Annotated in this window: 26 protein-coding genes and 1 tRNA gene; 19 read left to right on the plus strand and 8 right to left on the minus strand. The window is 64.7% G+C overall.

Going from position 1 to position 24,602, the window contains the following annotated elements:
* Window positions 1–29: 29 nt before the first annotated feature.
* From ACTIFE_RS16520 to ACTIFE_RS16530, 3 genes are all read left to right on the plus strand, one after another.
* A complete protein-coding gene (locus ACTIFE_RS16520) occupies window positions 30–743 on the plus strand; it encodes an ABC transporter ATP-binding protein (RefSeq protein ID WP_439530266.1) in 714 nt (237 codons plus the stop codon).
* Complete coding sequence (locus tag ACTIFE_RS16525; RefSeq protein ID WP_439530267.1) at window positions 740–3,316, plus strand: ABC transporter permease; 2,577 nt, start codon at window positions 740–742, stop codon at window positions 3,314–3,316. Before ACTIFE_RS16520 ends, ACTIFE_RS16525 begins: the two co-directional genes overlap by 4 nt.
* A gap of 143 nt (window positions 3,317–3,459) precedes the next feature.
* Window positions 3,460–4,239 carry a Bax inhibitor-1/YccA family protein gene (locus tag ACTIFE_RS16530; RefSeq protein ID WP_439530268.1) on the plus strand — a complete coding sequence of 260 codons (780 nt, stop codon included), beginning with the start codon at window positions 3,460–3,462 and terminating at the stop codon, window positions 4,237–4,239.
* A 336-nt stretch (window positions 4,240–4,575) separates the two neighbouring features.
* Here the strand turns inward: ACTIFE_RS16530 and ACTIFE_RS16535 are convergent, their stop codons facing one another.
* On the minus strand, window positions 4,576–4,971 hold the full coding sequence (locus ACTIFE_RS16535) for a DUF2794 domain-containing protein (protein ID WP_439530269.1): 396 nt from the start codon (window positions 4,969–4,971) through the stop codon (window positions 4,576–4,578).
* Window positions 4,972–5,501: 530 nt separating this feature from the next.
* On the opposite strand from ACTIFE_RS16535, the gene ACTIFE_RS16540 reads away from it, so the two are divergent.
* Together ACTIFE_RS16540 and ppa are read left to right on the plus strand one after the other, a co-directional pair.
* Window positions 5,502–6,020 carry a GNAT family N-acetyltransferase gene (locus tag ACTIFE_RS16540; protein ID WP_439530270.1) on the plus strand — a complete coding sequence of 173 codons (519 nt, stop codon included), beginning with the start codon at window positions 5,502–5,504 and terminating at the stop codon, window positions 6,018–6,020.
* 137 nt (window positions 6,021–6,157) lie between these two features.
* Window positions 6,158–6,697, plus strand: coding sequence for an inorganic diphosphatase (gene ppa / locus ACTIFE_RS16545; RefSeq protein ID WP_439530271.1), 540 nt, complete (start codon window positions 6,158–6,160; stop codon window positions 6,695–6,697).
* Between the two features lie 37 nt (window positions 6,698–6,734).
* Here the strand turns inward: ppa and ACTIFE_RS16550 are convergent, their stop codons facing one another.
* The 4 genes from ACTIFE_RS16550 to ACTIFE_RS16565 are packed head-to-tail and all read right to left on the minus strand — an operon-like array spanning window position 6,735 to window position 8,586.
* Window positions 6,735–7,154 carry a metallopeptidase family protein gene (locus tag ACTIFE_RS16550; protein ID WP_439530272.1) on the minus strand — a complete coding sequence of 140 codons (420 nt, stop codon included), beginning with the start codon at window positions 7,152–7,154 and terminating at the stop codon, window positions 6,735–6,737.
* A 41-nt stretch (window positions 7,155–7,195) separates the two neighbouring features.
* Complete coding sequence (locus ACTIFE_RS16555; protein ID WP_439530273.1) at window positions 7,196–7,453, minus strand: hypothetical protein; 258 nt, start codon at window positions 7,451–7,453, stop codon at window positions 7,196–7,198.
* A gap of 15 nt (window positions 7,454–7,468) precedes the next feature.
* A complete protein-coding gene (locus tag ACTIFE_RS16560) occupies window positions 7,469–7,993 on the minus strand; it encodes a disulfide bond formation protein B (RefSeq protein ID WP_439530274.1) in 525 nt (174 codons plus the stop codon).
* Window positions 7,994–8,007: 14 nt separating this feature from the next.
* The gene (locus ACTIFE_RS16565; RefSeq protein WP_439530275.1) at window positions 8,008–8,586 is read right to left on the minus strand and encodes a YqaA family protein; all 579 of its coding nucleotides are present in this window, start codon (window positions 8,584–8,586) and stop codon (window positions 8,008–8,010) included.
* Window positions 8,587–8,773: 187 nt separating this feature from the next.
* Here ACTIFE_RS16565 and ACTIFE_RS16570 point away from each other — a divergent pair.
* From ACTIFE_RS16570 to ACTIFE_RS16585, 4 genes are all read left to right on the plus strand, one after another.
* Window positions 8,774–8,860 (plus strand) — tRNA-Leu (locus ACTIFE_RS16570).
* A gap of 138 nt (window positions 8,861–8,998) precedes the next feature.
* Window positions 8,999–9,553, plus strand: coding sequence for a hypothetical protein (locus ACTIFE_RS16575; RefSeq protein WP_439530276.1), 555 nt, complete (start codon window positions 8,999–9,001; stop codon window positions 9,551–9,553).
* 143 nt (window positions 9,554–9,696) lie between these two features.
* Complete coding sequence (locus ACTIFE_RS16580; protein ID WP_439530277.1) at window positions 9,697–10,197, plus strand: cupin domain-containing protein; 501 nt, start codon at window positions 9,697–9,699, stop codon at window positions 10,195–10,197.
* A gap of 75 nt (window positions 10,198–10,272) precedes the next feature.
* Entirely contained in the window at window positions 10,273–11,838 is a 1,566-nt protein-coding gene (locus ACTIFE_RS16585; protein ID WP_439530278.1) for a CYTH and CHAD domain-containing protein, read from the plus strand.
* A gap of 9 nt (window positions 11,839–11,847) precedes the next feature.
* On the opposite strand, the gene phnF is transcribed toward ACTIFE_RS16585, so the two are convergent.
* Window positions 11,848–12,585, minus strand: a complete 738-nt coding sequence (gene phnF / locus ACTIFE_RS16590; protein ID WP_439530279.1) for a phosphonate metabolism transcriptional regulator PhnF — start codon at window positions 12,583–12,585, stop codon at window positions 11,848–11,850.
* A gap of 115 nt (window positions 12,586–12,700) precedes the next feature.
* On the opposite strand from phnF, the gene phnG reads away from it, so the two are divergent.
* From phnG to phnN, 10 genes are all read left to right on the plus strand, one after another.
* Window positions 12,701–13,183, plus strand: a complete 483-nt coding sequence (gene phnG, locus ACTIFE_RS16595; protein WP_439530280.1) for a phosphonate C-P lyase system protein PhnG — start codon at window positions 12,701–12,703, stop codon at window positions 13,181–13,183.
* Complete coding sequence (phnH, locus tag ACTIFE_RS16600) at window positions 13,183–13,806, plus strand: phosphonate C-P lyase system protein PhnH (protein ID WP_439530281.1); 624 nt, start codon at window positions 13,183–13,185, stop codon at window positions 13,804–13,806. The genes phnG and phnH overlap by 1 nt, the downstream gene beginning before the upstream one ends.
* Before the next feature lie 3 nt (window positions 13,807–13,809).
* Window positions 13,810–14,958, plus strand: coding sequence for a carbon-phosphorus lyase complex subunit PhnI (locus ACTIFE_RS16605; RefSeq protein WP_439530282.1), 1,149 nt, complete (start codon window positions 13,810–13,812; stop codon window positions 14,956–14,958).
* Entirely contained in the window at window positions 14,955–15,896 is a 942-nt protein-coding gene (locus tag ACTIFE_RS16610) for an alpha-D-ribose 1-methylphosphonate 5-phosphate C-P-lyase PhnJ (protein ID WP_439530283.1), read from the plus strand. The genes ACTIFE_RS16605 and ACTIFE_RS16610 overlap by 4 nt, the downstream gene beginning before the upstream one ends.
* Before the next feature lie 8 nt (window positions 15,897–15,904).
* Window positions 15,905–16,681 carry a phosphonate C-P lyase system protein PhnK gene (phnK, locus tag ACTIFE_RS16615; protein ID WP_106753847.1) on the plus strand — a complete coding sequence of 259 codons (777 nt, stop codon included), beginning with the start codon at window positions 15,905–15,907 and terminating at the stop codon, window positions 16,679–16,681.
* A gap of 8 nt (window positions 16,682–16,689) precedes the next feature.
* Complete coding sequence (phnL, locus tag ACTIFE_RS16620) at window positions 16,690–17,391, plus strand: phosphonate C-P lyase system protein PhnL (RefSeq protein WP_439530284.1); 702 nt, start codon at window positions 16,690–16,692, stop codon at window positions 17,389–17,391.
* Window positions 17,392–17,410: 19 nt separating this feature from the next.
* Window positions 17,411–18,046, plus strand: coding sequence for a DapH/DapD/GlmU-related protein (locus ACTIFE_RS16625; RefSeq protein ID WP_439530285.1), 636 nt, complete (start codon window positions 17,411–17,413; stop codon window positions 18,044–18,046).
* Between the two features lie 84 nt (window positions 18,047–18,130).
* Window positions 18,131–18,859 carry a DUF1045 domain-containing protein gene (locus ACTIFE_RS16630; protein WP_439530286.1) on the plus strand — a complete coding sequence of 243 codons (729 nt, stop codon included), beginning with the start codon at window positions 18,131–18,133 and terminating at the stop codon, window positions 18,857–18,859.
* Between the two features lie 21 nt (window positions 18,860–18,880).
* Window positions 18,881–20,023 carry an alpha-D-ribose 1-methylphosphonate 5-triphosphate diphosphatase gene (locus ACTIFE_RS16635; protein ID WP_439530287.1) on the plus strand — a complete coding sequence of 381 codons (1,143 nt, stop codon included), beginning with the start codon at window positions 18,881–18,883 and terminating at the stop codon, window positions 20,021–20,023.
* A 43-nt stretch (window positions 20,024–20,066) separates the two neighbouring features.
* Window positions 20,067–20,669: a phosphonate metabolism protein/1,5-bisphosphokinase (PRPP-forming) PhnN gene (gene phnN, locus ACTIFE_RS16640; RefSeq protein WP_439530288.1), complete on the plus strand. Its 603-nt coding sequence runs from the start codon at window positions 20,067–20,069 to the stop codon at window positions 20,667–20,669.
* Between the two features lie 17 nt (window positions 20,670–20,686).
* Here phnN and ACTIFE_RS16645 read toward each other — a convergent pair whose 3' ends face one another.
* Both ACTIFE_RS16645 and urtE read right to left on the minus strand, forming a co-directional pair.
* A complete protein-coding gene (locus ACTIFE_RS16645; RefSeq protein WP_439530289.1) occupies window positions 20,687–23,641 on the minus strand; it encodes an AsmA family protein in 2,955 nt (984 codons plus the stop codon).
* 89 nt (window positions 23,642–23,730) lie between these two features.
* Window positions 23,731–24,426, minus strand: coding sequence for an urea ABC transporter ATP-binding subunit UrtE (gene urtE, locus ACTIFE_RS16650; RefSeq protein ID WP_439530290.1), 696 nt, complete (start codon window positions 24,424–24,426; stop codon window positions 23,731–23,733).
* Between the last annotated feature and the right edge of the window lie 176 nt (window positions 24,427–24,602).

Here is a 24,602-nt window from a genome sequence, read left to right on the forward strand (position 1 = left end):
CTTGGCACACGTACTATATAGGGATGACCATGACGTCTGGACCAGCCATCACTCTCAAGGACGTTCACCTGACCCTTGGCGAGGGCGCCGGACGGGTCCACATCCTCAAGGGCATCAGCCTCGACATCCAGACCGGAACCTCCGTCGGTCTCGTCGGGCCGTCCGGCTCCGGCAAGTCAACATTGCTGATGGTCATGGCCGGGCTGGAGCGTGCGGACCGGGGCACCGTCGAGGTTGCCGGAACTGACCTGACACCGATGGGCGAGGACCAGCTCGCGCGCTTCCGTGGCCGCAACGTCGGCATCATCTTCCAGTCGTTTCACCTCGTGCCGAACATGACGGCGCTGGAGAATGTGGCCGTGCCGCTGGAACTGGCGGGCGACCGGCAGGCCTTCGACAAGGCCCGCGCCGAACTGGAAGCGGTCGGCCTTGGCCATCGCCTCAGCCACTATCCGGCACAGATGTCCGGCGGCGAGCAACAGCGCGTTGCCGTCGCCCGGGCGCTGGTCGTCGAGCCGGCCATCCTCATTGCCGATGAACCGACCGGAAACCTGGACGCTGCGACCGGCGAACAGATCATCGACCTGATGTTCGCCGCAAGAACCCGGCACAACACGACACTGGTGCTCGTCACCCATGACCCTGCCCTGGCCGAACGCTGCGACCGGGTGGTGCGTCTGCGCTCCGGCGAGATCGAGAGCGAGCAGGCCGGGTCGCCCCAGCCCGCGAGGCAACCGGCATGAGCGCCTTCGTTCCTGCTCAGGCAACGGCCGGCGGACTGCGGCTGGCCTTGCGTTTCGCCCTCAGGGAACTGCGGGGCGGCCTTAAGGGCTTCTACATCTTCATCGCCTGCATTGCCCTTGGCGTCGCCGCCATCTCGGGCGTCACCTCGGTGTCCCGCGCCATGACCGATGGGATCGAGGGCGAAGGCCAGACCATCCTGGGCGGCGACATCGCGTTCCGGCTGATCCACCGCGAGGCCGATGCCAGTGAGCGCGCCTATATCGAAAGCCTCGGCCCGACCTCCCGCGTCGCCACCCTGCGCGCCATGGCCCGCAAGCCGGACGGCAGCGATCAGGCCCTTGTTGAACTGAAGGCCGTCGACGGCAGCTATCCGCTGTACGGAACATTCTCGGTAGAAGGCGGCGGGACCCTGGACGACAAGCTGGCGGCTGGACCTGATGGGGTGCCCGGTGCCCTCGCCGATGCCTCGCTGCTGGCCCGGCTCGGAATAACAGTCGGCGACAGCATGTCGCTTGGCCGCAGCATGGTTCGTGTCACCGGCATTATCGCCAGCGAGCCCGACAAGCTGTCCGAAGGGCTCGAGTTCGGTCCGCGCCTCCTGCTGTCGGACAGCGCCCTGCCCGCAACCGGACTGGTGCAGCCCGGCAGCCTGGTGAACTGGTCCTACCGTGTCCGGCTTGCCCCCGGCACGTCCGATGAGGCCACCCGCGCGCAAATGAGCGAGGCGCGGGCGAAGTTCCCCGACGCCGGCTGGCGCATCCAGTCCCGCGCCAATTCAGCGCCGGGCCTGCAGCGAAACATCGAACGTTTCTCGCAGTTCCTCTCCCTCGTCGGCCTGACGGCTCTTGTCGTCGGCGGTGTTGGTGTTGCCAATGCGGTGCGAGCCTTTCTGGAGACCAAGCGCGAGGTCATCGCCAGCTTCAAGTGCCTCGGGGCAACCGGCAACCTGGTGTTCTCGATCTACCTGATCCAGGTGATGCTGATCGCCGCCATCGGCATCGGCATCGGGCTTGTGATCGGCGCGATCCTGCCCTTTGTCGCCGGCGCCGCGCTTGCCGGCGTATTGCCGATCCAGCTGGCCATGTCGGTCTACCCGGTGGAACTGGGCCTCGGCCTTCTCTACGGTTTCCTGACGGCTCTCGCATTCGCCCTCTGGCCGCTGGGCCGCGCCCATGACATTCCTCCGACGGCGCTATTTCGGGATCAGGTCGATGCAAGGCGCAGCCAGCCGCGCCGCCGCTATCTGCTGGCCACCGCTGGTGCAGCCCTCAGCCTTGCCGCGATCGCAATCCTCCTGGCCCATGACAAGCGCATCGCCCTGGTTTACGTCGGCGCGTCAGCGGCCTCGTTCCTTCTGCTGATCGCGGTGGCGCGCGGCATCATGATGCTGGCCCGCCGGGCCCCGATGGTCCGCTCCACCGCCCTGCGGCTGGCGATTGCCAACATCCATCGGCCCGGTGCGCTGACCCCCTCGGTGGTGCTGTCGCTCGGTCTCGGCCTGACTTTGCTGGTCGCCCTCGCCCTGATCGATGGCAACCTGCGCCGTGAACTCAACGCGACCCTTGCCGAAAAAGCCCCGAGTTTCTTCTTCATCGACATCCAGAGCGGCGAACGGGACGCCTTCGAAGCCCTGCTTCGGCAGGAAGCGGCGGACGGCAAGATCCAGAGCGTCCCCATGCTGCGCGGACGCCTGACGAAAGTGAACGGGGTCCCCTCTGATCAGGTCGCTGCCACGCCTGACGCCGCCTGGGTGCTGCGCGGCGACCGGGGCATCACCTATGAGGCCACCCTCCCCGCCAATTCCAAGCTCGTGGAGGGACAGTGGTGGAGCGCGGACTACAGCGGTGAACCGCTCGTTTCCTTCGACGCCGAACTGGCAGCGGGCCTGGGGCTCAAGATCGGACAACCCATCAGCGTCAACGTCCTCGGGCGTGAAATCACGGCGCGGCTGGCCAACACGCGCACCGTCGAATGGCAGAGCCTTGCAATCAATTTCGTCATGGTGTTCTCGCCCAACACTTTCGCCGGCGCGCCGCATGCGCATCTCATGACCGTCACCTGGGATCCCGATGTCAGCACCGAGCGGGAGCTGTCCCTGCTGAAGTCAGTGTCCTCCGCCTTTCCGACCGTCACGACGATCCGGGTGAAGGACGCCCTGTCGCAGGTGAACTCGATTGTAGAGCAGCTTGCACTGGCGATCCGCTCCGCCTCTTCAATCACGCTGATCGCCAGTGTGCTCGTCCTTGCCGGCGCACTGGCAGCCGGCAATCGCAGCCGCATCTATGACGCGGTGATCCTGAAGACGCTCGGCGCAACGCGAGCCAGGCTGATCTTCGCCTATGCGCTGGAATACGCCATTCTCGGCCTCGCAACCGCCCTCTTCGCGCTGGCCGCAGGGGCCGCTGCGGCCTGGTATGTCATCACCGGGATCATGGGCGGCAGTTTCACCTTGCTGCCGGCCACAGCCGCAGGCGCCGTGTTCGGAGCCCTCGTCCTGACGGTCGGTTTTGGCCTGATCGGCACATGGCGGGTCCTTGGTAAGAAGCCCGCCCCGGTGCTCAGGAACCTCTGAGCCCGGAGCATCGGCGCACATGGACAATCTGTAATGGTTTTTTCGTAAGGACCGTCTTGTTCAAGTAACGTATTTTTCCCATATTCCATGGCAAACGAGTTTGGAGGCCTCCGCCTCCACGTTGCCAAAAGGGGATAAGTTACATGTCGTCGTTCGACCGGAACAACCAGACGCCCTACGCGGTCGCCGGCCGCTACGCCGATGCCGGCATTGACCAGGGCCTGCGCTCCTACATGCTGGGCGTGTACAACTACATGACCATCGGCCTGGCCATCACCGGCCTGTTCGCCCTTGGCATCGCGAATTTTGCCGTTACCCAGGATCCGTCCCAGGCTGCGGGACAGATGGGTGACACACTCCTGACGCAGCTTGGCGTGCTCCTCTATGGCAGCCCGCTGCAGTGGGTCGTGATGCTGGCACCGCTCGGCATGGTGATGTTCCTGAGCTTCCGCATCCAGTCGATGAGCGCGTCCACCGCGCAGATCACCTTCTGGGTCTATGCCGCTCTGATGGGTGTGTCGCTGTCGTCAATCTTCCTAGTCTACACCGGCGGCTCCATCGCGCGCGTGTTCTTCATCACCGCCGTGTCCTTCGGTGCGCTCAGCCTCTTCGGCTACACCACCAAGAAGGACCTGTCGGCCTGGGGTTCGTTCCTGTTCATGGGCCTGATCGGCATCGTGCTGGCTTCGATCGTCAACATCTTCCTGGCCTCGTCGGCCATGCAGTTCGCGATCTCGGTCATCGGCGTGCTGGTCTTCGCTGGCCTCACCGCTTACGACACCCAGCAGATCAAGGAAATGTACTACGCTGGCGATGACAGCGAAGTGGCTGCCAAGAAGTCGATCATGGGCGCCCTGCGTCTGTACCTCGACTTCATCAACCTCTTCCTCATGCTGCTGCAGCTCTTCGGCAACCGCGAATAAGCGGCAGGATCAAACGGAAAAACAAAGGCCCGGGCAATGCCCCGGGCCTTTTGCTTTTGAAAAGTCTTTTTTGTCATCCCGGGCGAAGCGGAGCGGAGATCCGGGACCGGAGAGCCATGGTCTCTCTAGGGTTCACTGATCGATACATTGACGCCTCGACCCTCCGGTCCCGGCTCGGCGCTGCGCTTGGCCGGGATGACTTCGATGAGGTCGGGGTTTGTCAAGAAGCTTAGGCCCAGATAACGCACGGGCCTCTTGCTTTAGACAAGCCCTTTTCGTCATCCCGCACACGACTCACAACCGCAGGCGCGGCCATGAACCGCCCGGCAGGCAAACTCACGCGTCGACAAGTCTCAGATGCTTCTTCTTGTCCAGAACCTTGAGCACGGAGGCCAATTCGTGGCCGCGCTTGAGGATCATGCCACCGGAGGCAATGACGCTGTAGGCTCCCTGGCGCCGGGCAAGCTTCGGATCTTTCTCGATCCGGTACAGCGGCATTTCACTGGAGCGGCGGAAGACGGAAAAGACGGCCTTGTCCTTCAAGAGGTCGATGGCGTAATCGCGCCATTCGCCATCGGCCACCATTCGCCCGTAAAGTCTCAGGATCTGGTCAAGTTCGCGTCGATCGAAGGCAACGATCGGGCGGGCGGGAGGCGCCGGGGACACGGCGAGCGGGATGGCACTGGTCCGCTCGCCACTGCGTTCGGATGCTTCGGTATCGCACTCGTTCATGACGCCTCCTGCTGCCGGGCGCAGTCGCCCGTCGGGATCTCCACGACCTTGCGGGTAGGTTCCCGATCCCACAAGGCGCATGTCACGTGCCTGTCATGATGCCCTGCCCAGCAAGACCTTGGCAAGACCTTGGCAACCCTCGTCAAGCCTAGCCGTCAAACCGTTCCACCCGCTCAAAAATCTTGCTTTTGCCTTATTTGGGCCCTGCACCGGCCAAATTGACCTCCCATATTTTCATCATCCCCGTTCGGTTCGGACAGGACTGGTCCTCGGTACGCATCAGCCCCCCAGCCCCCCGAGGCTCAGACCAATCCGGACAAAAGTGCTCGCGTGCGCGGGCGGGGCACCTGAAGGGCCGGCCTTGTCGCCGGCCCTTTTCATGTTCGCAGTCCGATCCCGCCCCATGTCCGCACCCGAGGCAAGCCCGTGCCGAAGCCGGAGAGCCTGCGCGCCACGGAAAAACGCCCGGCTGAAGTGTCCTGACGCAAGGTTCCTTTTGCGAGTTCCAGCCGCTTCTGTATCATCTCCCCATGAGAACCCAGCTCGTCGAAACCCGTCCGGCCCGACAAACGGATGCAGCAGCCCTTGCTGACGTTCATGCCGCCGCTTGGCGTGGTGCCTATCGCGGCCTTCTGGACGGCCTCGACCTCGAACGGCTGGTCACCAACCGCTCTCCGCGCTGGTGGGCGGATGCCCTGTCCCGTGGCGTCAGCATCGACCTCCTGGAAGTCAGCGGAGAAGTTGCCGGCTACGCCACCTCCGGCCCCTGCCGGATGCGCGGCCTGGCGTCGGGTGGCGAGATCTATGAACTCTATCTCCACCCCCACTATCAGGGTCTGGGCTTCGGCCGGCAGTTGTTCGAGGCCACGAGAGCCAATCTCGAGGCCAAGCGCATGGCAGGGCTGGCCGTGAGGGTTCTGGGCGAGAACACGCCTGCCTGCGGCTTCTACCGGGCCATGGGCGGCAAGCTGGCGAACCGGACCTGGCACAGCACAGGGGGGCGCAAGCTTGAGCTTCTGGTTTACTGCTGGCCTGCCCGGGCCGGCTGACTGCCCGGCCCTGCCGCCCCAGATTTCATCCTCTGCTCATCCGGCACATAGGCTTTTCGTTGCAACGCAGCACTTGCCCCTTGCGCGCGGCAACGCGGGCTGCAATAGACCTGCGCACCAACTCAAGGAGCAATCCCATGCGTATTGATGCCGTGCCGATTGGCAAGAACCCGCCGGAAGAGATCAACGTCATCATCGAAGTCTCCGTCGGTGGCGAGCCGATCAAGTATGAGATGGATAAGGCCGCAGGCGCGATGTATGTCGACCGCTTCCTGTACACGCCGATGCGTTACCCGGGGAACTACGGCTTTGTTCCGCACACCCTGTGCGGCGACGGCGATCCGATTGACGTGATCGTTGCCAATCAGCGTCCGATCGTGCCGGGTGCCATCATGAGCTGCCGCCCGATCGGCGTGCTGATGATGGAAGACGAAGGCGGGATGGATGAGAAGATCATCGCCGTGCCCAGCTCGAAGCTGACCAAGCGCTATGACAAGGTGCAGTCGGTTGATGACCTGCCGGACATCACCATTGCCCAGATCAAGCACTTCTTCGAGCACTACAAGGATCTGGAGCCCGGCAAGTGGGTGAAGGTGACGGGCATCGAAGGCCCGGACGTCGCCCGCAAGATGATCCTTGAAGCGATCGAGCGCGCCAAGGCCGAAGAAGCCAAGTAATCGCTCTCAGCGCCTGACATTTATCGAGGCCGCGCGGTCAGTCCGCCGCGGCCTCGAGTGCTTCCATGTCCTCGTCGGACAGGCCGAAGTGATGGCCGATCTCATGGATGAGGACGTGCGCGATCACATCGCCAAGGCTTTCCTCATAGTCGGCCCAGTAGTCGAGGATCGGACGGCGGAACAACCAGATCCGGTTCGGTTCCTGGCCGGTGAAGAACGCGCCCCCTGTCTCCGGCATGCCAGCGCCCTGGAACAGGCCGAGCAGTTCGAACGGATCCTCCAGCTCGACGCTCTGCAGCATCTCATCAGTCGGAAAATCCTCGATGCTGATGACAAGGTCGCGGCACAGGGCGCGGAACGCGTCGGGCAGCCCGGCGTAGGCCTCGGCGGCGATGGCCTCGAACGTGGCAAGGTCCGGAGCACTGAGGCCGGACCAGAGGGAAATTTTGTCACTCAACGTCTCAGGTCACCTGTTGGCACGCGGCGGCCATCGACCGCTCATCCCAGATAGGTAGCGGCGAGATAGATGAGAAGACCCGCCGCAACGATGAGCCCGAGCGAACGGCCGATCCGCGTGCCCCAGACCTCGATACGGTCACTCTGGTCCTTGTCCGCTCCACCCAGATGGTCCCGCGCCCTTGTGGCCATGCGCCGCGTCGAAGATCCGAGGATCGTTTCGCTCTCCGCGTTGACCCGGTCGATGGCCTTGCGTGCGTCTTCCGCCCGCGCCTTCTCCCGCCGTTCCCGTTCTCCCATGCCCTGTCTCCTGTTCTAGGCAGGTTTACCGGCTTTGCGGGCAAAGACTGCAGCACCAAGCGCCAGCAGGCCAAGCCCGGCGGAGGCAATGGCGTTCCAGCCGGCAAAGGACAAGCCCAGCATGCGCCAGCTCGCTTCGGTGCAGGAGACGACACGGGTCGTCTGCAGGGCCTGAAGCATGTTGGCCGCCGAGGTTGGCGCCGCCGAGCCACCGCCACAATCGGAGGGACCGGCCCAGAACTGCCACTCCGCCCCGGCCTGATAAGCCCCCAATCCGGCACCATAGGCAAAGACCACTGCCACGAGAAGCAACAACGCCGTTGCAAGGCCGTACCGGCGAGCAAGCAAGGCAAGCAGCGACAGGAGCGCCAGCGGCAACCCGACGTAATATGGCACCCGCTGCTCGAGGCAGAGCTTGCAGGGCACATATCCGCCAATCAGCTGGAACCCCCAGGCCGTGGCAATGGTAAGGCTTCCTGCGCCAATCAGCAGCCAGGTCGCTGCGCGGGCGAGAAGCCCTCTGTCTGTGCCGGTCATCATGGCGACTGTCTTCCCTAGAGCAATTTGATCAGCGCAAATCCGCCGAACAGCAGCACCACGAAGACGGTGAAAACAAGGCCCAACCGCTTTTCGATGAAGTCACGGATCACTGGCCCGAAGAAATAGAGCAATCCGGCTACGATGAAGAAGCGCAAGCTGCGCGACACGATACTGGCCACGAGAAACACCGGCATCGACAGCCCGGTCGCACCGGCGGAGATCGTGATCACCTTGTAGGGAAATGGCGTCAGGCCGGCGAAGAACACGAACCACCAGCCCCATTCGTTGAAGATGACGCTGAACTGGTCGAACTTGTCCATGTAGCCATAGAAGTCGAGGATCGGCCGGGCGATCTGCTCGAACAGGACTGCGCCGATAAAATAGCCAAGTACACCGCCCAGCACCGATGTGATGCTGCACAGGAACGCGTACCACCAGGCCTTCTCGCGCTTGGCGATGACCATCGGAATCAGCAGCAGGTCTGGCGGAATCGGGAAAAAGGAGCTCTCGATGAAGGACACCGAACCGAGAGCAGCCGGCGCACGCGGGCCGGAGGCAAGCGAAAGGGTCCAGTCGTAAAGGCGTCTCAACATGTTTGGTCGCAATCCCCTAGAAACATGCCAGACTGCATAGCGGTGCAGCAGCGTTTTGTCACGGCGCCTGGTGTCGACCCTTGCGCTTTTCAATGGCGCGCAGCAAAGGCGAAGCCGGGCGGGGATAGCGACGGCAAAGCGATTGACGGCTGAAGCTTTGCGGCTATAGTCGCGCTCCACGACACAGGCCCCTGTGGCGGAATTGGTAGACGCGACGGATTCAAAATCCGTTTCCTGTGAGGGAGTGCCCGTTCGAGTCGGGCCAGGGGCACCATGCCGGCAAAGAGCCTTTGCCGGCGCCCATTGCGGCATGTTCTTCTTCCCGAACCTCCGACTTGATTGCAGCCGCTTGAGGTCTCAGGCGAATTCCTTGATTGTCGCGTGACTGGACAGCCGGCGAAAGGGGAGAGGCATGGGGCAGGCAAAACGCAAGAAGGATGCCGGCGCGCGCGTGTCCTGGTGCCGGACCTGCACCTACTGCTGCGAACTTCCCGAAATCGGCCCCCTGAACAAACCGATGTATCGACCCTGCAGCCACATTGAGGGTGGCGGCTGCGCGATCTTTGGCGCGCCGGAGCGCCCCGCCGCCTGCCTCGCCTATCACTGCGCCTATCTCTCCGCGCGCGTGACAAACTCACCCGAGCGCAACCGCATCCCGCATCCTCTGGATGCCGGCGCCTACTTTCACCGTGACCCGGTCGAGCGGGTGTATGTGATGTTCGTCGATCCGGCCCGTCCGCTGGCCTGGAAAACCAGCGACGCCGCTGCCTATTTGCGAGAGCGGATCGCCCAGGGCTTCGAACTGCTGATCTTCGACCGCGGCCGTCGCATGGTTGTCACCTCTCAGCCCCTGTTCCAAGCAATCCTGGACCGCGACATCGTCGCCTTCGCGGATCAGGAAGGCCGGCCGCATGACATCGAGAGCTGGGCGCTGGAGGCTCCAAGGTATAACCGACCAGTTGATTGAATTCGGCGACAGTCGATTAACCGCTTTTGCAAACAATGGCCTCACCGGCCCGACGATAAACCTCATTGAAACGCCCTGCGTGCAACACCAAGGGCACAACAGACGTCCGCAAGAGGCGTGACAGGGCAGATGAGGCGAGCACGATGACGATTGCCGAGATTGACAGCTTGAGCCAGGAAGCCAATGGCAATCCGAGCCTGGATGGCTCGATCAAGATCGTTTCCGCCCCGCCGGCCTTTGCCTATGCCGCTTTGACCAAGACAGCGCTGCGCAGCGCACCGATCCGCAAGGAATGGGTGCTTGAAGGCGATCCGCAGGCGCGGCTCGACAGCCTGTCGATCGGCACCAACGGCTGGTCCTCCACCGATCATTGGGACTGCACGGCCGGAAAGTTCAACTGGCATTTCGATTGGGATGAGACCGTCCTGTTTCTCGAAGGTGAGGTTCACATCACCGACGACAGGGGCAACACCTACGTCGGCCGTCCCGGCGTCAGCATGCTGTTCCCGGCCGGAACCCATGCCGTCTGGCATGTCCCTGTCTATGTGCGCAAGATTGCCTTCAACCGCCGTCCCATCCCTTGGACGATCTCCATGCTGATGAAGATTTCTGCCCGCCTGCAGCGCCTCCTGCGCCTGGCATGAAGTAAGCCGGATAAACAAAGGCGCACCTGTTGCATCTTTGTAGACAGCATCCGACCGCTTCGATAAAACCGCCATATGGCTACTTCAAACAGGGAAATCGAGCTGAAGCTCGAACTGGCGCCGGAAGACGCAGCCGCGATTGCGACTGTCGCTCTGCCTTTCGGCTTTGATTCCGGCAAGGGCAAGACCCAGACCCTGCGGTCGATCTACTATGACACGCCGGACACCGCGCTTGCCCGCGCAAGGATCGCTGCGCGCGTCAGGTTGAAGGGCAAGCAGTGGATCCAGACCGTGAAGCTGCCAGGCGACCAGGCCGGCAGCGGCCTGCATTCTCCTCGCGAATACGAGACCAATGTTCCGTCCGCGCAGTTCGATCTGGACGCCGTTCCGGATGAAACGGTGCGTGCGGAAATCCTGACCGCGCTTGCCGGCGAGGCCCTGTCGCCGCGCTTCGAAACCGTGATCAACCGCACCACCCGCATGGTCAAGACCAGCGACGGCAGCGCCGTCGAGGTCGCCGTCGATCACGGCGAGGTCGTTGCGGGTGCCCGGCGCGAACCTTTGACCGAACTGGAACTGGAGCTGAAGTCCGGATCTGTCGGTGCCCTCTACAGCGTGGCGCGGCAACTTGTCGGCCCACGCCCTTTCCGGTTTTCTCAGCTGAGCAAGGCCGAGCGCGGCGACCGCCTTGCAAACGGCCTGTCCAGCCGGTCGACAGGCGCACCCGCGCTTGCCGAAGACATCACCCTGTCCGTGAGCCAGTCGGCGGAACGGGCCTATCATGCCATCCTGCGCTCCTGCCTCAGCCAGATCGCACGCAACCGGATGGCCATCCTGTCCGGAAATGATCCGGAAGGGCCGCATCAGTTGCGCGTCGGCCAGCGCCGCCTGCGCACGGCGTTGCGCCTGTTCCGGCCCCTGATCAATCCGCGCAGCACAGGCCCGCTGGATGACGCCGCCCGCAAGCTTGCCCTGGCCATCGGGCTGGTCCGTGACCTTGACGTCCTGGCCGCAGACATCATCGCGCCGCTTCTGGCCGCAGCGCCCCAGCGGGTCGACCTGGCGCATCTGGAGCGTCACCTCGACACCCTCCGTTCGGACCGCCGGGAGGAAGCTGCGGCGCTGCTTGCGAGCCAGACCTTCAACGACTTCCTGTTTGATCTTGCCGCCTATACCGAAACACGTGGCTGGATATCGCCGGAAGACTTCGGCCAGAGCGAGCGCCTGGCCGTTCCCGTGGCCGACTTTGCCGCCACAGCGCTCGATGCGCAGTGGCGCAAGCTGCAGAAATACGGCAACCAGCTCGACACCCTGACGATCCCCGAGCGGCATGACATGCGCAAGGCGCTGAAGAAGTTCCGCTATGGGCTGGAGTTTTTCGCCGCCCTGTCCCCCAAGGGCGCGCGCAAGTCCTATCTGAAGCGCCTGAAATCGCTGCAGGATGTCTTCGGCTACCTCAATGATGTGGCCATGGCCGAGGCCCTGCTCGACCTGCCCTTGCCCGACGGTCCGGCCGCAAAGGATCTGGCGCAGGCGGCGGGCTTTGTCATCGGCTGGCACGAGGCCTCGGCCCGGCACGCCTGGCGTCAGGCCAAGGACTCCTGGGAAGAAGCAAACAAGGCGCCGCGATACTGGCGCTGACGTCAGCCTCTAGTCGTTCGGAACGACGATCTGGATCCGCTCGGCGGCAACCCGGGCGCGGCCATACTGGATCCGGCGGCCGTCCGGATCGAGATTGACGCTTTCCATGATCAGCACGGGCGTGCCAAGCGGCACTTCCAGCAGGCGCGCATCTTCCGGGTCGACCAGTTCGGCGCTGATGCGCGTTTCCTTGCGCGTGTAATCCTCGATGCCCGCACGCTTCAGCGCCGCCGTCAGCGAATTCGTCTCGGCATAGTCGCGCAGCAGGCTCGGAAACCGGCCCTGCTCCAGCCAGGCGGCTCCGACCATCAACGGCACCCCGTCAACGACACTCAACGTATCCAGGCGGATCAGCAAGGTTCCGACCGGAACCTCCAGCCATCCGGCCAGCAGTGCATCTGCCTCCTCGACGGCCGAGCCGATGAGGCTACCGCCCGGTTCCCGCGACTGGCTGGTGATAATCTCGGAAAACCGTGTCCGGGCGGTGATCGGATAGGAAATCGGCTGGCCGGTCACGAAGGTCCCGCGCCCCTGGTCCGCACGCAGGATGCCCTCCGCTGTCAGCGCGGCGATGGCCCTGCGCACCGTATGCCGGTTCACGCCGAACCGGTCGGCAATCTCCGTTTCCGTCGGCAGGCGGCTGCCTTGCACGAAGGTGCCGGCGCTCACCTCGGCCCGCACCCATTCTGCAATCTGCCGCCAGACGGCAATGCCCGCGCCCCGGTCGATGTTCACTCGCTGCGTCATGGGTTCGTCATCAATTTTCGCTATCAGTCAGTCAATCAAAAAATTCGTCTATACAAATAGACAAATCAAGTCTAGAACGATGCCTGCCTGATCCAAGACGCTGAGGAGCATGGCCATGCCTGCTGAAGCCACGCCTAAATCCGCATCCTCCGACCTTTCCGCTGACGCCCGCCGCCGCATGATGGCTGCGCTGGCTTCCGCCTCTCCCGAAGACCTTGCCACCGCCCTGAACGCCTTGTCGCCCCTGCCCGCCCACGAGATGGTGCGGGCTCCGGAGACCGGCCTCGTCATGGTGCGCGGCCGCATGGGTGGCACCGGCGCCCCCTTCAACCTCGGCGAGGTCACGGTGACCCGCTGCGTCGTCCGGCTCGAGAACGGCGTCGCAGGATCGTCCTATGTCATGGGCCGCTCCAAGCAAAAGGCCCTGCACGCCGCCCTCGTCGACGCCCTCTGGCAGATGCCGGACATGACCGGAAAGGTCGAAGAGGCCATCGTCGCCCCCCTGGCCTCCAGGGCCACCGCTGCCGATGCCACCGTCCGCGCCGAAACGGCGGCGACGAAGGTTGATTTCTTCACCATGGTTCGCGGAGACGATTGATGACTGCCCGCCCGCTCTCCGCCGCCCCCCTCAGCCCGGGCTTCTCCGATCCTGTACATCAGGGTCAGCAGGTTTTCCGTTCGGTCATGATGGCGCTGTCGCGTCCTGGCCGCCTGACGGCCATCGACGCTGCCGGCATCCAGCCACCGGCCCCATTGACTCCGGCGCTCGCTGCAATGGCCCTGGCCCTCGCCGATTATGACACGCCGCTGTGGCTCGATCCGGCGCTCGCCCGGGTGGACGCCGTCGGCCAGTTCCTCAAGTTCCACACCGGCGCCCCGGTCGTGGCCTCGCCGCTGGAGGCGACCTTTGCCCTCGTCAGTGACGCCAGGACGCTGCCGGCCCTGTCTAGCTTCGCGCTTGGCACGCTGGAATATCCGGATCGCTCGACGACGCTGCTGATCGGCGTCGACAGCTTCACGGGCGGCAAGGCCGTCACACTGACCGGTCCGGGCATCGAGACAACGCAGCCGCTGCGCGTCTCGCCGGTGCCCATCACCTTCTGGGACCAGGCTGAGGACAACACCCGCCTGTTCCCGCGCGGGGTCGACATGGTCTTTGCCGCTGGCAACGAGATCGTCGGCCTGCCCCGTTCAACCAGCATCACCCGGTCGGAGGCCTGAACCATGTATGTTGCCGTCAAGGGTGGCGAGAAGGCCATCCGCAACGCCCATCGCCTCATGGCCACCAAGCGCCGGGGCGACCGGTCGGTTCCCGGCCTGACGCTGGAACAGATCGCCGGCCAGCTCGCCATCGCCGTGGCCCGTGTCATGGGCGAAGGTTCGCTCTACGATGAGGGTCTGGCAGCGCTGGCCATCAAGCAGGCGCGCGGCGACCTGATCGAGGCCGTGTTCCTGCTGCGCGCCTACCGCACCACGCTGCCCCGCTTCGGCTACAGCGAGCCGGTCGACACTAGCGCCATGCTGGTCGAACGCCGCATCTCGGCCACCTTCAAGGACCTGCCGGGCGGCCAGCTGCTCGGACCCACCTTCGACTACACCCACCGTCTGCTCGATTTCAAGCTCGCCGCCGATGGCGAACTGGACGCGCCGCTGACGGCCGAGGTGACCGAGACCGCCATGCCGCGCGTCACGGATCTCCTGAGCGGTGAAGGCCTCATCGAGGAAGACGTGCAGCCGGAAGAGACCGCCGCAGTTGGCGACCTGACGCGCGAACCGCTCTCCTTCCCCGCTGGCCGTGACCTGCGGCTGCAGAACCTTGCCCGGGGCGACGAGGGCTTCCTGCTGGCGCTGGCCTATTCCACGCAGCGCGGCTACGGCCGCACCCATCCCTTCGCCGGCGAGATCCGCTATGGCGCGGTGGAGGTGGAGTTCTTCGCCGAGGAACTGGGCTTTGCCGTGCCGCTCGGCCGCATCAACGTGACCGAGTGCCAGATGGTCAACCAGTTCAAGGGCTCGGCCAAGGTCCCGCCGCAGTTTACGCGCGGCTACGGCCTTGTCTTCGGCCAGGTCGAGCGCAAGGCCATGTCCATGGCCATGGTCGACCGGTCGCTGCGCTGCGAGGAGCTGGGCGAGGAACGCACCGCCCCGGCGCAGGACGAGGAATTCGTCATGTCCCATTCGGACAACGTCCAGGCCACTGGCTTCGTCGAACACCTGAAACTGCCGCACTACGTGGACTTCCAGGCCGAGCTGGATCTGGTTCGGCGCATGCGCGGCGAGTGGTTCGACCGACAGGCCGCAGACCAGGCCGCAGCCAGCGAAGCCATCGGATCCGGAGCGACGGGCACAAGCGAGAAGGAGGCAGCAGAATGACCGCAGTTGCCATCACCGAGACCGAGGGCGAGTACAACTTCGCCTATCTGGACGAGCAGACCAAGCGGATGATCCGCCGTGCCATCCTGAAGGGCATTGCCATCCCCGGCTACCAGGTTCCCTTCGCCGCCCGCGAGATGCCCATGCCTTACGGCTGGGGCACCGGCGGCGTGCAGGTGACCGCCGCCGTGCTGGGCCGCGAGGACACGCTGAAGGTCATCGACCAGGGCTCCGACGACACCACCAATGCGGTCGCGATTCGTGGCTTCTTTGAAAAGACGGCGCAGGTGAAGACCACCTCGGCGACGAAGGACGCCACCATCATCCAGACCCGGCACCGCATCCCGGAGAAGGAACTGACCGAGGACCAGATCCTCGTCTTCCAGGTTCCGATCCCCGAGCCGCTGCGTTTCCTCGAGCCGCGCGAGACCGAGACCCGCAAGATGCACGCGCTTGAGGAATATGGCCTCATGCATGTGAAGCTCTACGAGGACATCGCCCACCACGGCCGCATCGCCACGACCTATGCCTATCCGGTGAAGGTCGCCGACCGCTACGTGATGGATCCCTCGCCGACACCGAAGTTCGACAATCCGAAGATCGACAACATGAAGGCGCTGCAGCTCTACGGCGCAGGCCGCGAGAAGCGCATCTACGCCATCCCGCCCTACACCAAGGTCAAGAGCCTCGACTTCGACGACCATCCCTTCGAGGTGCAGACGTTCGACAAGCCCTGCGGCCTTTGCGGCGCGCGGCATGTCTATCTCGATGAAGTAGTGCTCGATGACCAGGGCGGGCGCATGTTCGTCTGTTCCGACAGCGATTATTGCGAGGAACGCCGCGCCGAGGGGCATATCGGCGACATGGCCGCCAATCCGGCAGCATCGCATTTAGCCGGCAAATTATCCCGAACAGCCAAGACGGAGGCGGGCGAATGACCGACTTTCTGAGCGAAGAGCCCCTGCTGCGGGCCAGCGGCGTCACCCGCTTCTACGGCGACCGGATCGGCTGCCGCGATGTCTCCTTCGAACTGTGGCCGGGCGAGGTTCTGGCCATCGTCGGCGAGAGCGGTTCGGGCAAGACCACCCTCCTGAACTGCCTCGCCACCCGCCTCGCCCCGACCGCCGGTGCCATCGAGTACCGCATGCGCGACGGCGCGATGCGCGACCTGTTCCAGCTGACCGAGGCCGAACGCCGCTTCCTGATGCGCACCGACTGGGGCTTCGTGCACCAGAACGCAGCCGATGGCCTGCGCATGACCGTATCGGCCGGGGCCAATGTCGGCGAGCGGCTGATGGCTGTCGGCAACCGCCACTACGGCAACATCCGTGGCACGGCGCTTGACTGGCTCGAGCGCGTCGAGATCGACGGCACCCGCATCGATGACGACCCGCGCGCCTTCTCCGGCGGCATGCGCCAGCGCCTGCAGATCGCCCGCAATCTCGTCACCGGTCCGCGCCTCGTGTTCATGGACGAGCCCACCGGCGGTCTCGACGTGTCGGTGCAGGCACGCCTTCTGGACTTGCTGCGCGGCCTCGTGGCCGATCTCGGCCTGTCGGTGGTGATCGTCACGCATGATCTCGCCGTCGCCCGCCTGCTGTCACATCGCATGATCGTCATGCGCAACGGCGAGGTGATCGAGACCGGCCTGACCGATCAGGTGCTGGACGACCCGCAGGCGCCCTACACCCAGCTTCTCGTCTCTTCCATCCTCCAGGTCTGAGGTCCCCCATGCGCACCCGTCTTTGTCTCAATGACGTCGGCAAGACCTTCACCATGCATCTGCAGGGCGGTCTGGCCATTCCCGTGGTGGCTGGTGTCAGCTTTTCCGTCGAGGCCGGCGAATGCGTCGTTCTCGGCGGCCCCTCCGGCGCGGGCAAGAGCTCGATCCTGAAGATGATCTACGGCAACTACCGCTGCGAACGCGGTCAGATCCTGGTCACCGAGGACGAGAAGATCGTCAATATCGCCAGCGCCGCCCCGCGTCAGGTGCTGGCCCTGCGGCAGAAGACCATCGGCTACGTCAGCCAGTTCCTGCGCGTCATCCCGCGCGTGTCGGCAGAAAATGTCGTTGCCGAACCGCTGATCGCCCAGGGCACCGGCGAGGCCGCCGCCCGCAAGGTCGCGCGCGACCTGCTGGCCCGGCTGAACGTGCCGGAAACCCTGTGGACCCTGCCACCCGCCACCTTCTCCGGCGGCGAGCAGCAGCGCGTCAACATCGCCCGTGGCTTCATCGCCCACTACCCGCTGCTGCTGCTGGACGAACCGACGGCCTCTCTGGACGCCGCCAACCGCGCGGTGGTGATCGACCTCGTCAACGAAAAAAAGCAACAGGGCGTTGCCATGCTCGGGATCCTGCATGACCTCGACGTGCGCGAGGTCATCGCCGACCGCGTTGTCGACGTTTCTGGCTTCTCGGCCCGGGCAGCCTGATCAGACAAGGGAACTGGCGATGGACAGCGTCAAGGCACAGGCAAAGCTGGCGGAATCGGTGGTCCATGCCACCGTGCGCCAGCGCGAGGTGACATTCGGCCGGCACTGCGAGGTGCTGGCCCACTCCCGGCTGGAATACGCCAGCATCGGCGACTTCAGCTATCTGGGCGAATATTGCGAGGTGGCGGATACGGTGATCGGCAAGTTCACCGCCATCGCCAATTCCGTGCGGATCGGCGCGCCGAACCATCCCATGGACCGGCCCTCGCAGCACCGCTTCACCTATTGCCCGGAATATTATGACCCAACCGCCACCCGTGACGCCGGCTTCTTCGCCGACCGCCGCGCCGCCCGTGTCCTCATCGGCAATGATGTCTGGATCGGCCACGGCGCAATCATCCTGCCCGGCGTGACCGTGGGCGACGGGGCAGTGATCGCGGCTGGCGCCGTCGTCAGCCGCGATGTGGCGCCCTACACCATCGCCGGCGGTGTTCCGGCCAGGCGCATCCGCGACCGCTTCGCACCGGAGATCGCGGCTCGGCTTGGCCGCATCCGTTGGTGGGACTGGCCGGATGAGGTGATTTTTTCCCGGCTCAGTGATTTTCAACAGGCGGACATCGCCGCCTTTTGCGATAGCTACGATCCGGAGCACTGATCACTGCAAAACTGTCATCGAACCGACACGCTCGCCCTCTAAGCGCTCTGCCATTATCAGGAAGACGTCCGAAAGTTAGCCGCCATGCGTTACGCCATTTACTACACCGCCCCCGTTGATGCGGAACTGACTCGTTTGGGCGCCACATGGCTCGGCCGCGATGCCGTAACGGACACCCCGCTGACGCAGCCCGAGGTCGACGGGTTGACGGCGGACGAGATGGCAAGCCTGACGACCGATCCGCGCCGCTACGGCTTCCACGCAACGCTGAAGGCGCCGTTCTCGCTGAAAGATGGTGTCAGTGAGGCCGAGCTTGTCGACGGCTTCCGCCGCTTCTGTGCCCGCGCAGACGCTTTCGAGATCCCGGCGCTGGACGTGACCCTGCTCGGCCGTTTTCTGGCCCTGACACCGCAGCCGGCCAGTGCCGAGCTAAATGCCTTCGCCGCCGCCTGCGTCACCGCCTTCGAGCCGTTCCGGGCTCCCCTCAGCGAAGCTGATATTGCCCGGCGTATGGCCTCTGGCCTGAATGCGCGGCAGCAGGAGCTGCTCGCTGCCTGGGGCTATCCTTACATCTTCGAGGATTTTCGCTTTCACATGACCCTGTCGGTGAAGCTGGATGACGACGTCGCGCGCGCGGCCCTGCAACAGGCGGCAGAGACGTATTTCGCCTCCGTCATCCGCCGCCCGCACGCCATCGCCAGCCTTGGCCTTTACTGCGAACCCGAGCGCAACGCCCCCTTCAAGATGGTGGATGTGCTGCCATTGACCGGCGCCCTTGCGCCGACCGAGCCGGCCCTTGGCCAGGCACTCTGACTTCTTCAGGATGATCCGTTCATGACCGAGATGACCCACAGCTTCCGCAATGCCCGCCTCGTGCTTCCCGATGAAGTGATCGACGGCAGCCTCGACACCCGCGCCGGCCTGATTTCCGGCGTAGCCAGCGGCACGGCCTCGCATGGCCATGACTGCGAGGGCGATTATCTGATCCCGGGTCTGATCGAGCTGCACACCGACCACCTCGAAGTTCACTACGCCCCACGTCCGAAAGTGCGCTGGAACCCGGTCTCCTCCGTCCAGGCCCATGACGCTCAGATCGCCTGTGCCGGCATCACCACGGTGTTTGACGCCCTGCGCCTCGGCATGGATGAGGACGCAGACCTCAAGGCCGACGACATGCGGCTGCTGGCCGATGCCATCGAGACCGCCAGGGCTGAGAACCGCCTGCGCGCCGATCACTTCATCCACCTGCGCTGCGAAGTCTCCGCACCGGACGTCATGGAGGGCTTCGAGATCTTCGGTCATGATCCGCTGGTCAAGCTGATCTCCCTGATGGACCACACCCCGGGCCAGCGCCAGTTCGTTTCGCTCGACGCCTACAAGCTCTATTACAAGTCCAAGAAGGGCTTCACCGACGAGCAGATGGCCGAGTTCATCGAGAAGCGCCGCGCCCGCGCCGATGACATCGCCCCGCGCAATCGCAAGCTGATCTCGGCCATTGCGGCCGAACATGGCGTGATCATCGCCAGCCATGACGATGCCACCGTCGCGCATGTCGATGAGGCGATCAGTCTCGACACCCGCATCGCCGAGTTCCCGACCACCCTGGAAGCCGCTCGCGCCTCCCATGCCGCCGGCATGGGCGTGCTGATGGGCGGCCCGAACGTGGTGCGCGGCGGTTCTCACTCCGGCAACGTTTCGGCCAAGGCCCTGGCGGAAGACGGCTGTCTCGACATTCTCTCGTCCGACTATGTTCCGGCCTCCCTGCTGCAGGCCGCGTTCCAACTGGCAGACGAGATCGACAGCCTGACGCTGCCCAAGGCCATGGCCATGGTCACCTCGACCCCGGCGGAAATGGCCGGCCTGCAGGATCGCGGCCGCCTCGTCGAAGGCCGGCGCGCCGATCTGGTGCAGGTGCGCATGGTCGGGTCCGTACCGGTGGTGCGCGGCGTCTGGCGCGAAGGCCGTCGGGTCGCCTGAAGCAGAAATCGCCAGCAGGCGAAACGTCCAGACGGAGCCAGACATGACCGACATCGCAGCAAGGGACAGTCTGGAGATGGGGCACGCAGCCCCGGTGGGTCCCGGCAGGCTAGTTCTGGTTGTCGGCCCGAGCGGAGCGGGCAAGGACACGCTGATGAACGCGCTGCGGGCCGATCTCAGCGCCGACCCCCGGTTCGTCTTCGCCCGCCGCCTGATCACCCGCGCCGCTGACGGGGCGACGGAGGACCATGACGTCATCGACCGGACCGAGTATGACCGCCGCTGTGCATGCGGCGAGGTCGCGCTGGCCTGGGAGGCGCATGGCCTCGGCTACATCCTGCCGCCGAGCGTCGATGCAGCCGTGCGGCAGGGCCTGACGGTCATCGCCAACGGCGCCCGCCGCGCGCTGCCGTTGGCTCAGGCCAAATACGCCCATGTCCGGGTGCTGCTGATCACCGCCCCGCGCGCAATCCTTGCCGAGCGTCTTGCTGCCCGTGGCCGCGAGACGCGCGAGCAGATCGAGGCCCGTCTTGATCAGGCCGATCTCGACATGCCGGGCGTGGAAGGCCTCATCCGCATCGACAACACCGGCAGCATTGCCGACAGCGTCGCCCTGATGCGGGCGGCCATTTCCGCGCGGGATTGACGCAGCGAGAGCCGGACTTATGGCGGTGGCGGCGCAGCCGGCTGGTCCGGGATTACGACGGGGCCAGCTTCGCCCTGTGAGTTCTGGCCTGGCAGCAGGCCCTTCACGCCCAGCGAGCCCAGAAAACCGCTCGGCAGGCCGAATCCCTGCTCGACAGCCTTCAGCACTTCCTGGTCATTGACCTCGCCGTCGAGCACCTTCTGCACGTCGATCTGGGTTCTGCCGCCAGTAGCCTGTTCAATCAGGGTCCCGGCAGTCGTGCTCAGGATATCCTCTGGTTTGGCCCGCAACAGTTTGATGAAGCCGCCGCCAACCTCCTCCAGCTGCTTGTAGGCAGCGGCAGGGTTTTCCAGGATCCCCTGGATGTCCGGATAGATCTGCGGCTGCGACCAGGGGCCGCGAATGACAATCGGCACGCCAAGCCCGCCCATCTGCTTGTCTTGGCCCTTTTTGCGCGGCTGTGGTGCGATGCCCTCAAGGCTCGGCACGATCTGCGGCTCCACCCGCCAGTCCAGGGTCATCGCCGGCATGTCCGTGGTGCCGCCACCACTCATCTGCAGCAGGGGCCCGACCAGTGCCAGATCATTGCTGACGGCAACACCGTTCTGCAGCGAGAACGACGCGCTCAGGCTGGTAAAATCGGTCTGGTTGTCCTTGGCCGTCTGCCAGCCAAGCAGGGTCTCGACCGCAAGACCGCGCACCATCTTCGGAATATTGACGCCAAGGATCGCACCATCGCTCAGAGCGATCCGCGCAGTGCCGCCCAGATTTCCAACCAGCTCCGCTTCGCTGCCGCCCTGGGTCGTCACATCGAAGGACAGCCCGGCCTTGCCCTGCAGCCAGGACAGGCCCGCAGCATCCCGCAGGAAATCCCGCCCGTTGAGGTCAGCCAGATCCAGCGCTGCGCTGATCCGGGGCTGCCGCGCGCCGCCTTCGACGGAGAGGTTGCCCTTGCCGTTGCCGCCATAAAGCGCCATGCGTTCGAGACTGGCCGCCAGCGTTCCATTCCGGATCGTCACGGCGACCATGCTCTCGCCGATGCTGATCTTGTCCCAGGTGATCCCACCGGAGGTCAGCGACAAATCTGCATCAATGGCCGCCAACCCGCCAAAATCAATCGGCGCATTGCTCCATCCGGCAGGTGCGGCAGGTCTCTGGTTCCTGCTGCCTTCCTGCTTGCCGCCAGCAGACGCCGTTGATGTTACCCGGCCAAGATAGGGATCGAGCGGCAGGCTCTCCAGAATGAGCTTTGCCGTCAGCTTTGGTGTCCCGCCAATCTGCAGGCTGCCGTCACCGGTTCCCTTGATACTGTCGAGGGTGAAGCGGGCCCGTGTGAACTGGACGGACTGCGGCGCAACCGCCAACTGCCCGGCAAGCGAAAAGCCCTTCAGGCCGTCACCTTTAGGCAGCGGCCGCCCCATCCAGGACAGAAGACCTCGCAAGTCCGCTGTTTCCAGCAGCACATCGCCGTCGAGACCCTGTGCTCCTGCCAGTTGCCCATCAAAGCCGACGGTCACCCGCTGGCCTTGCGCCTTGACCTCGACCGGTGCCGGCAGGCCACCCAGCAGCGGCGCCGGCGTTGCCTTGCCGCGAATGGCAAACGGTTCGCCGCGCCAGTTGACCTGACCGGTGACAGAGACAGGCTTGTCCAGCCCGTCGAATTTTGCCGTCATGTTGAGGCCGGTAAGCTGATCCGCCTGTGGATCGCCGCCAGCAACAGAGGCAAGGCCGAGGCCGGAGACGACGCCATCCTGCAACGACACGCTGCCGGACAAGGCAAGGCTTGCGAGCAACTCGGCTGCCGAAGCTCCACGGGCGGCAAAGGCCACATCCGCACCAAAGGCTCCCTCCGCCGGCAGGGTGTTGCCAGTCAATGCCAGGAGATCGCCGAGGGCACCGCCACTCGACTGCAGGCGTCCGGTGATGCGGGGCGCCTTGCCGCCAAGCTCGGCTTGCGCGGCACCCGACAGCTTCAAGGCCCCGACGCTCAGTGCAGCTTCATGCACCAGGACTTCTGCCGGACTGGCGGCGACGCGGCCTGCAAGACTGACGGCACCGGCAAGCGCCGGAAGATCTGCCGGAGCCACGCCGGCCAGGGCCCCGGCTTCGGCCAGGGACGGCGCAACCCCCTCAAGCCTCAGGTCAAGCGCCAGCGGGCTGAGGCCAAGACTGCCCCTGGCCGAAAGGCTGGCGCTGCCGGATGCAAGCGTGACAGACACAGCTGCCGATGCCCCGCCTGCCAGCTTCACCGGGGAATCCGCTTCCGCCTCGACGCTGACCGGCTGCTCCCGCCATTTGGCCGTTCCGGACAACCGGGCCGGACCGGACAGATCGGGAACCGACAGGCGTGCAGTTACATCGGTGAGAAGAACGGACTGGCCGCTGCGCGCATCGGCGTAGGCGATCCGGCCCTTGACGATCTCGATGTCATCAAACCCGACACGGGTAAGACCGGACAGTTCCCGAACGGCCCCTGCATCCGGGCCAGTGACCGCGATCTCAGGCTCCGGTGTGTCCGCGCCCGGTGCCGGCGCTGGTGTTGCCCCGTCAAACTGCGTGAAAACGCTCTCGATCCGCTTCATCGGCTGACGCGGGGCCCAGCTCGTCCGGCCGTCCGCAGCTATGTCCAGCTGAAGCTGCGGCGCCTCCAGCCGCACTCCGGTGACCTGGATCGCCCCGCCGAACAACGCGCCCCAGGCAAGCGAGAACTCGACCGCCTCCGCCTTTGCGAATTCGATGCCTTGCGCACCAGCCTCGCCTGACAGGCCAACATCACGCGCGGTCAGGTGCAAACCGGGGATCAAGGAAACCGACACCGGTCCGTCGACCCTCAGATACCAGCCAGTGGCTGCTTCCAGTTCCTGCACCACCCGCGCCTTGATCGCGTCGCGCGGAAGGAACATGGGCACAACGAACACAGCCGTCCCGACGACGAGGCCCGTTCCGGCCAGTGCGATCAGCGCGCGCTTCATCCCGTCTCTCCGCAATCGAATCGCGGCTAGTCTAAGGCAAAGCGTGTCAACAGCGTGACCATTGATCGCCCGGCGACCTCAGGGATCGTCTAAACTGTCAGGTGGCGGCGGACTTCCTGCTCGTCCAGCTCCGCCCGCGCGCCCGCCATGACCACCTCGCCGCGGTCCATGACCGCGAATGTGTCAGCCAGATCGCGGGCAAATTCGAAATATTGCTCCACTAGAACGATGGCCATCGTGCCTTGCTGCCGCAACCAGTCGATGGCCCGGCCGATATCCTTGATGATCGACGGCTGGATGCCTTCGGTCGGCTCGTCGAGGATCAGCAGGCGCGGCCGGGTGACGAGGGCGCGGGCAATGGCGAGCTGCTGCTGCTGGCCGCCCGACAGGTCGCCGCCCCGGCGTGACAGCATTGCCTTCAGCACCGGGAACAGCTCGAAGATCTCGGCAGGCAGTTTGCGGTCCCGCCAGGGCAGCGGCGCAAAGCCGGTCTCAAGGTTCTCCTTCACGCTCAGAAGCGGAAAGATCTCCCGCCCTTGCGGCACCACGGCAATGCCGAGCCTCGCCCGCTGATGCGGCGCCAGCTTCGAAATGTCCTGCCCGTTCCACAGGATGCGTCCGGCGCTGATGCCTTGCTGACCGGCGATCGCGCGTAAGGTCGACGTCTTGCCCACCCCGTTGCGCCCCATCACACAGGTCACTTCGCCGACCTTCGCCTCCAGCGACACCGCCTTCAACGCCTGCGCGGCCCCGTAATGCAGATCAATCTTCTCAACGCTCAGCATGGTCCGCTCCAGCTTGTTCATTGTCAGGCCCATCGGCCTTCGTCAGTGCACCCCGATGCGGTCGAGGCAATTCTCCGATTGGAGGCACCGCCTCGCCGCCCCCCCTCCCCCTCGTGGGGCCTGTTGCATAATTCCCCGTGAAGCGAGAGGATTGTTTTGTTTGGTGCTTCGGGGGT

Origin of the sequence: Pannonibacter sp. (genome assembly GCF_051860505.1) — a bacterium.
Classification (GTDB): Bacteria; Pseudomonadota; Alphaproteobacteria; order Rhizobiales; family Stappiaceae; genus Pannonibacter.